Below are 7,631 nucleotides of genomic sequence, written 5' to 3' on the forward strand. Positions count from 1 at the left end.
ATTTCTACGTGTGTCGAAGCAGGGCCCAAGTTACGGGTAATACCGTAATCAGCAAGCTTTAAGCTCGTCTTACCGGTGAACCCAGCTCGATAACCACCCCAAGGATCTTTCCCTTCACCCACCTTTTCAACCGGGAAACTAATACTTTTACTTACCCCATGAAGCTCGAAATTCCCCGTTACTATCGCACTATCTTCATCAATCACCTTAAAGTTCGTACTTTTAAAGGTCGCAAGCGGAAACTTCTTAACATCTAGGAAGTCATCACTTTTTAAATGCTTATCACGTTCAGCATGATTGGAATCAATACTATCAGTTTGAATTGTCACATTAATTGAAGATTTTTCAGGTGCTGCAGCATCATAAGAAAAACTACCGTCAAACTCATTAAAGCGCCCTAAAAGCCAGCTATAACCCAAGTGCTTTATCTTAAAGGAAACAAATGCATGCGCGCCCTTTACATCGATCGCATAATCAGCGGCATTCGCAACACCTACTGGGCCAAGAGTGCCAAGCGCCAATAGACCAGATAAAATTAACTTCTTCATATTATTCTCCTAAGTTGGATTTGAGACTTATTTCCCCGACCGTAACATTTTGACCAAGGTTGTATCTTTATTAATAAAATGGTGTTTTAAGGCACCTGCCACATGAAGTATTACCAAAACAATCAAAGTCCAGGCGAGATAAAAATGAATTTCGCCTGCTATATCTTCCTGGTTCTCGATCAAAGAAGGTAGTGCTGGCACATCAAACAACTCGAACACGCCTACACCTCGACCGTCAGCAGTAGAAATAAGATAACCACTACTCATTATCAGAAACATAAGAATATATAACATTAGATGCACTAGGTGCGCCACCTTGTGCTCGAACGCCTCACCTTTACGCCCACTTACCTCGGGTTGTGGAACAATGTTAATAGTGCGCCAAATGACTCGAAATATGAGCGCCAAGAGCAGACATACACCAATACTTTTATGCAGATCCAAAGAGCCCTTATACCAGGAATCATAATAGCTGAGCTCAACCATGTATAAACCCAAGCCAAAGAGGAAGAATATACTAACAGCCATGAGCCAATGAATTATAATAGCCACCAAACCGTAAGAACTTACTGTATTCCGGATCATCACACATTCCTGCTAAACAGAAGAAACAATGATGTCACTATAGATCAAGGACACTTGTGCGGAAATATAAAATATGCAGAAGCGTTGTGCATAATTGCACACAGAGTAAATTGGGGTGCGCGCTCTTATTCTAGAAACAAGAGAGTTTTATACCATAGCGAGTATGGAAACTAGTTATGAGAAGATAATAAACGGCGTAGCGATAATTAATAGCAGAATTAACAGCAACAGCGAGTTAAAAACAAACTGAAGCCTTTTATAAAGCGGGCGATTCCGCTTTTTAAAGGCCTTCGACCATTCAAGAAAAGGTGTAACAGTGCTGAATAGGCGGTTAAAAAAACCTTGGCGATCTATCGATGTATTCGGCACTAAAGTTGCGCGTGCCAAGAGCTTGTATACCCAGTTAATCCCTCGACCAAATATATTCATTGGGCGCTCAACATCACACATTAGAATCAGTCGATAGTCTTCGGTATTGTTATTCACATAGTGAATATAAGTTTCATCAAAACAAAATGCCTCACCATCCCTCCAAGAATAGCTTTTGCCATCAATATTGATAAAACAGGCATCTGAGTTAGGTGTAGATAGCCCAAGCTGATACCGGTATGAGCAGGCAATGGGATCGCAGTGGCGAGTCAACTCTGAGCCTGGAGGCAACAAAGTAAACATTGCACCGTTTACTGAAGGAATGTTTTTTAGCAGCTCAACTGTATTAGGGCATAGCTTCTTTGCAGATTCATGCGTGTAACCATACCAGTTGACATAGAATTTACTCCAACCATGCTTATAGAAGGTTCTAAAGCCAACATCATAGTACGATGCAGAGCCTTCTTTGGTTGTCTTCTCAAAGTAACCCTGCTCTCTAAGACTCTCCGCCTCTTCACGCACGAGTTCCCACTTGTCAGTAAGAGACTGAAGCTCAGCAAAATCATCAATATTAACAATCGGTTTACGATAATTTCGCTTGGTCGACACATACAGAAAACAATTGAGAGGAGCAAAAATTGGCCAAGCTTTCCGGAGATATTCGCGAAGATTCTTATAGCGCACCTCTCCTCGATAGTTACACACATATACACAGCTGACTGTACTCAGTGCCACAACGAGAAGAATTACTAACAGAGCAAGGCTCATCGGTACCGACCTTATCTACATATAAGCCCTGCTTAGACAGAGCTTTAAACGCCAATAAAAAATTAAGCGACAGTTCCGTTTTTAGAACGGAATATCATCATCAAAATCATCACTAGGAGGCGCCATTGCTGGAGCGCTTTGCGGAGCGGCTTGAGGCGCTGCCTGAGTATATGCCTGGCCGCCCTGTTGTGGCGCGCGCTGATAGCCTTGTTGAACCGGCGCCGCCTGCTGTGGCTGCGCATAGCCCTGCGGTGCAGCCTGTGCTTGTGGTGCTGCTTGAGGAGCAGGCTGTGCCTGATACCCGCCTTGCGTGGCTGCTTGCGGCTGATCAAATCCACCCTGCTTACTATCTAGCATCTGCAGTTCGTTCGCAACAATCTCGGTGGTATAGCGATCTTGTCCGCTTTGATCTTGCCACTTTCTGGTCTGCAACTTACCTTCGATATAGACTTTAGAGCCTTTACGCAGATAATCTTTTGCAATTTCAGCTAAACGATTAAACATAACAACACGATGCCACTCCGTTTTTGGCACCATCTGTCCACTGTTTTTATCTTTATAACTTTCATCCGTAGCAATATTCAGGTTTGTGACCGCTGAACCTTGCGCCGTCATGCGCGCATCAGGATCTTGCCCTAAATTACCGATCAAAATTACTTTGTTTATACCTCTTGCCATTACCTTTCCCCGAATTATTTTTTGCTCTAATCTAATTATTGTCTCATGCTTAACGATAGCATTCCATAACCGAATCCAGCTCCTGCTGATTTAGTTTACCTTTGATTACTTTGAGATAAGCCACCTTATCTTCAGGCACCAAAACAACCTCTTCAACACCTCCCACTGAGCTAAGCCTATCGGTTATTTCCTGAGCCTGAGAGTCTGCCAAAGCTGAGAAACTTAAGGTCATACCTGTTTCAGAGCTTGGGTTAGCCATGCCGCGAGCAAATAGAAACCAGCCAAGACAAACAATACTTACCAGCAGATAAACGCCTGACTCATCATAGCTACTTAGAACCCAACCACCTAACACCCCCCCAACAAAGGCACCAAAGAACTGGCAAGTTGAATAAACCCCCATCGCCGTTCCTTTGCTTCCAGCCGGACAAATCTTACTGACCAAAGAAGGCAAACTCGCTTCGAGCAAGTTAAAAGCCATAAAGTAAAAAAACAAGCTAAGCCAGAAATATAAAAACTGGTTCTGAGTCAAACTAAAACTCAGTGACGAAGCCAGAAGAAGCAGAATTGCGAATAAAAAAACCGGCTTCATTTTCTGCTTCTTTTCACCAATGATAATAAAAGGAACCATTGCGAAAAATGATGTCACCATCACTGTTAGATAGACCAGCCAATGATCCTCGCCCGGCATATTAATTTTGTTAAGCAATGACATGGGGACAGCTATAAACAAAGCTGTCAGGCAAAGGTGAAGTGCAAAAATGCCGATATCAAGGCGAACTAGCTCTTTATGCTTTAAGACGTCCATTAACTGGCTCTTGAACAAACGGGTATTCCTGTCGGATGCACTCTGAACAGGATTCGGCACAAAGAAGTACAGCCAGAACATTCCGAACAGTGCCAACACAGCAGTAAACCAGAAAATCCCCTGAAGCCCAAGAACACTTCCCACTAAAGGCCCTATAACCAAGGCAACAGAAAAAGATACACCAATAGACATACCAATAATTGCCATCGATTTGGTGCGGCTCTCTTCACTCGTTAAATCACTTAGCAAAGCCATCAAGACACTGGCAATTGCCCCTGCCCCCTGAAGGAATCGGCCAAATATCACACCGTAAATTGTCGTTGAAAGTGCCGCGACCAAACTGCCAATGAGAAATAGGAGCAGCCCGAAGAAAATCAGTTTTTTGCGACCAAATCGGTCAGACAGTGCACCAAAGGGAACTTGGAACAGCGCCTGGCTCAAACCATAAGCACCAATAGCAACACCAATTAGAATTTCACTCGACCCGGCTAGCTCCTGCCCATATAAAACAAAAACCGGCAAAACCATAAACAAGCCAAGCATACGCGAAGCATATAAAAGAGCTAAAGAAATTACCGAGCGCTTTTCACTAGCAGTCATTATTTTGTATACATTCATCAAATTATTCGGGCAGCCATTCTATCATTAAGACCCACTGCAAGGAATCACAATACAGGTCTAATAAGTACTAATGAGCGCTTACACCCCATTAGCGTAATATGTCATACAAGTTAGCGTCTAAATTGCTATAATCGACCGTTTTTAAGCATCGGTTAATAGATTAATGGATAAGATCCTCGTTCGTGGCGCAAAAACACACAACCTAAAAAATATCGACCTTACAATTCCTCGTGATAAGCTAATCGTAATAACCGGTTTATCTGGCTCCGGTAAATCATCGCTCGCCTTTGACACGCTTTATGCTGAAGGCCAGCGACGTTATGTCGAGTCTCTGTCGACTTACGCTCGTCAATTCCTGTCGATGATGGACAAACCTGAAGTCGACCATATTGAAGGTCTTTCTCCAGCCATATCCATCGAGCAAAAATCCACCTCTCACAATCCACGATCTACTGTCGGTACGATTACTGAGATCTATGACTACCTTAGACTTCTATTCGCTCGCGCAGGCGAACCCCGATGCCCTGAACATGACGTACCACTTAATGCGCAAACCGTTAGCCAGATGGTTGATAAAGTGCTTGAGCTCCCTGAAGAAAGTCGGCTTATGCTGCTCGCCCCAATTGTTCAAAACCGCAAGGGCGAACATCTTCATGTATTCCAAGACCTCTTAAGCCAAGGATTTATTCGGGCCCGAATTGACGGCATCATTACTGATCTTGATGACACGCCCAAGCTCGAGAAGAACAAGAAACACACTATTGAAGTAGTTGTTGATCGCTTTAAGGTTCGCAGCGATATCCAACAACGTATCGCAGAATCCTTTGAGACATGCCTTGCCCTAACCGACGGCATTGCAGTTGTTGCCCCAATGGGTGAAGACGATGACCTAGAAGAGATCATCTTCTCTTCACGATTTGCTTGCCCCCATTGCGGTTATGCAATTAGCGAGCTTGAGCCTCGCATGTTCTCTTTCAATAATCCTGCCGGTGCTTGTGGCTCCTGCGATGGCTTAGGCGTTAATCAGTTTTTTGATCCTGATAGAATCGTACACAACCCCAGCCTAACACTTGCAGAAGGCGCGATTAGGGGCTGGGATCGACGCACGATCTACTACTTTCAACTCTTAAGTAATGTGGCCGAACACTATAATGTCGACATCTCTAGTACCTATGAGGAGCTACCTGATAGTTTTAAACAAACCCTCCTCTACGGAAGCCAGGATGAAGAAATATCGTTCACCTATGTCAATAGCCGTGGCGACAGCGTACAACGCTCGCACGTTTTTGAAGGTGTCATTCCTAACATCGAAAGACGCTATAGAGAAACTGAATCAAATATGGTTCGGGAAGACCTTGCTAAGTACCTGAACAATCAACCTTGTCCAAGCTGCCATGGCACTCGATTAAAACAAGCATCGCGGCATGTTTACATAAACAAAGACTCACTACCCGACTTAGCCAAGCTCCCCATTGGTACTGCTTTGGATTATTTCGAAAACCTAGAACTTAGCGGTCAACGAGGAGAAATAGCTGACAAGATTCTAAAAGAGATCCGCTTACGATTGGAGTTTCTAGTGAACGTAGGCCTAGATTATCTAAATCTGGAACGTAGTGCCGACACATTATCCGGCGGCGAAGCCCAAAGAATACGGCTAGCAAGCCAGATTGGCGCCGGGCTTGTGGGCGTCATGTATATTCTGGATGAACCATCGATCGGACTTCACCAACGGGACAATGACCGCCTCTTAAAAACGCTCACTCATCTCAAAGAGCTAGGCAATACTGTAATCGTTGTTGAACACGACGAAGATGCTATCAGACTTGCCGATCACGTCATTGATATCGGCCCGGGGGCTGGAATACATGGTGGCGAGATCGTCGCCGAAGGTACACCTGATGAAGTTATGTCCAACCCTGCATCCCTAACCGGCCAATATCTGTGTGGCAGCAAACGAATTGAAATCCCGGATGAACGCCATAAACCAAATAAGAACAAACAACTCATTCTGCAAGGCGCCAAGGGAAATAACCTTGAAAACGTTACACTTGAAATTCCAGTTGGCTTATTTACCTGCATTACTGGTGTTTCAGGCTCTGGTAAGTCAACCCTGATCAACTCAACGCTTTACCCCTTAGCGGCGACTGAACTAAATAATGCCACGACCTTAAATGCAGCAGAGCACGAAGCCATTCACGGCATGCACTTTTTCGACAAAGTGATCGATATTAATCAGAGCCCGATCGGACGCACCCCAAGATCAAACCCCGCGACCTATACAGGACTGTTTACACCTATCAGAGAGTTATTTGCTGGCACTCACGAGGCAAGGTCTCGTGGATATAAACCAGGCCGCTTTAGCTTCAATGTTAAGGGTGGCCGCTGTGAGGCCTGTCAGGGTGATGGCGTCACAAAAGTAGAAATGCACTTTCTACCTGATGTCTATGTTCCTTGTGATGTTTGTAAGAGCAAGCGATACAACAGGGAAACACTAGATATCACCTATAAAGGGAAGAATATCCACGAAGTTCTGGACCTTACTATCGAAGATGCGCGTGAATTCTTTGACGCGGTTCCCTTTATTGCCCGAAAGCTTCAGACCTTAATGGATGTTGGCCTGTCGTATATCCGACTTGGTCAAAGTGCGATTACACTATCTGGCGGCGAAGCCCAGCGTGTCAAACTAGCTAAAGAGCTTTCCAAGCGAGATACAGGTAAAACCCTCTACATCCTTGACGAACCAACTACTGGCTTGCACTTCTATGATATCCAGCAATTACTGACTGTTCTTAACAGGCTTAGAGATCACGGCAATACGATTGTCGTAATCGAGCACAATCTAGATGTCATAAAAACTGCTGACTGGATAGTAGATCTAGGCCCAGAAGGCGGCTCAAAAGGCGGCCAAATCGTCGCAACGGGCAGCCCTGAGCATGTGTCAGAGGTAGATGGTTCATTTACTGGAGAATTCTTAAAGCCAATCCTGGCCAGGAAATAAATATCAATAAAACAAGGTAAACGTAAGGCGAAGCGCACATATCCAAGAATCTAATGATTTAGTATGACATTCCATGGCAGCAGATCTTCCATTTCTGCTTGCTGATCTCTTTTACTAAGTGCTTTCAATAGATAATGAAGATAATCGAATGGCACAAGGTCATTTGCCTTTGCCGTTTCAACAATACTGTAAAGTACACTGCTGGCATGGGCACCACTAGTGGTGTTTGAGAATAACCAGTTTTTTCGCCCTATCA

7 protein-coding genes are annotated in these 7,631 nt (G+C 44.3%); 1 reads left to right on the forward strand and 6 read right to left on the reverse strand.

Going from position 1 to position 7,631, the window contains the following annotated elements; translation table 11 throughout:
• From A3735_RS26445 to A3735_RS26465, 5 genes are all read right to left on the reverse strand, one after another.
• Positions 1–548, reverse strand: a 548-nt coding sequence (locus tag A3735_RS26445; RefSeq protein WP_068638955.1) for a YceI family protein, incomplete at its 3' end; no start/stop codon positions are given.
• Positions 549–575: 27 nt separating this feature from the next.
• Complete coding sequence (locus A3735_RS26450; RefSeq protein WP_068508569.1) at positions 576–1,133, reverse strand: cytochrome b; 558 nt, start codon at positions 1,131–1,133, stop codon at positions 576–578.
• Between the two features lie 174 nt (positions 1,134–1,307).
• Positions 1,308–2,111, reverse strand: a complete 804-nt coding sequence (locus A3735_RS26455; RefSeq protein WP_197479249.1) for an aspartyl/asparaginyl beta-hydroxylase domain-containing protein — start codon at positions 2,109–2,111, stop codon at positions 1,308–1,310.
• A gap of 240 nt (positions 2,112–2,351) precedes the next feature.
• A complete protein-coding gene (ssb, locus tag A3735_RS26460) occupies positions 2,352–2,948 on the reverse strand; it encodes a single-stranded DNA-binding protein (RefSeq protein WP_068512598.1) in 597 nt (198 codons plus the stop codon).
• Positions 2,949–2,997: 49 nt separating this feature from the next.
• Positions 2,998–4,356, reverse strand: a complete 1,359-nt coding sequence (locus A3735_RS26465) for an MFS transporter (RefSeq protein WP_068512601.1) — start codon at positions 4,354–4,356, stop codon at positions 2,998–3,000.
• 184 nt (positions 4,357–4,540) lie between these two features.
• Between A3735_RS26465 and uvrA the strand changes: the two genes are divergently transcribed.
• A complete protein-coding gene (uvrA, locus tag A3735_RS26470; RefSeq protein ID WP_068512604.1) occupies positions 4,541–7,375 on the forward strand; it encodes an excinuclease ABC subunit UvrA in 2,835 nt (944 codons plus the stop codon).
• 50 nt (positions 7,376–7,425) lie between these two features.
• Here uvrA and A3735_RS26475 read toward each other — a convergent pair.
• Positions 7,426–7,631 (reverse strand): transposase domain-containing protein (locus A3735_RS26475; RefSeq protein ID WP_197486066.1); only part of this gene is annotated, 206 nt, incomplete at its 5' end.

Source organism: Oleiphilus sp. HI0061 (genome assembly GCF_001635675.1).

Bases quoted from the DNA above. Each gene is read 5' to 3' on its own strand.
- A3735_RS26450 (WP_068508569.1), bottom strand. From the start codon at position 1,133: ATGATCCGGAATACAGTAAGTTCTTACGGTTTGGTGGCTATTATAATT.
- ssb (WP_068512598.1), bottom strand. From the start codon at position 2,948: ATGGCAAGAGGTATAAACAAAGTAATTTTGATCGGTAATTTAGGGCAA.
- A3735_RS26465 (WP_068512601.1), bottom strand. From the start codon at position 4,356: ATGACTGCTAGTGAAAAGCGCTCGGTAATTTCTTTAGCTCTTTTATAT.
- uvrA (WP_068512604.1), top strand. From the start codon at position 4,541: ATGGATAAGATCCTCGTTCGTGGCGCAAAAACACACAACCTAAAAAAT.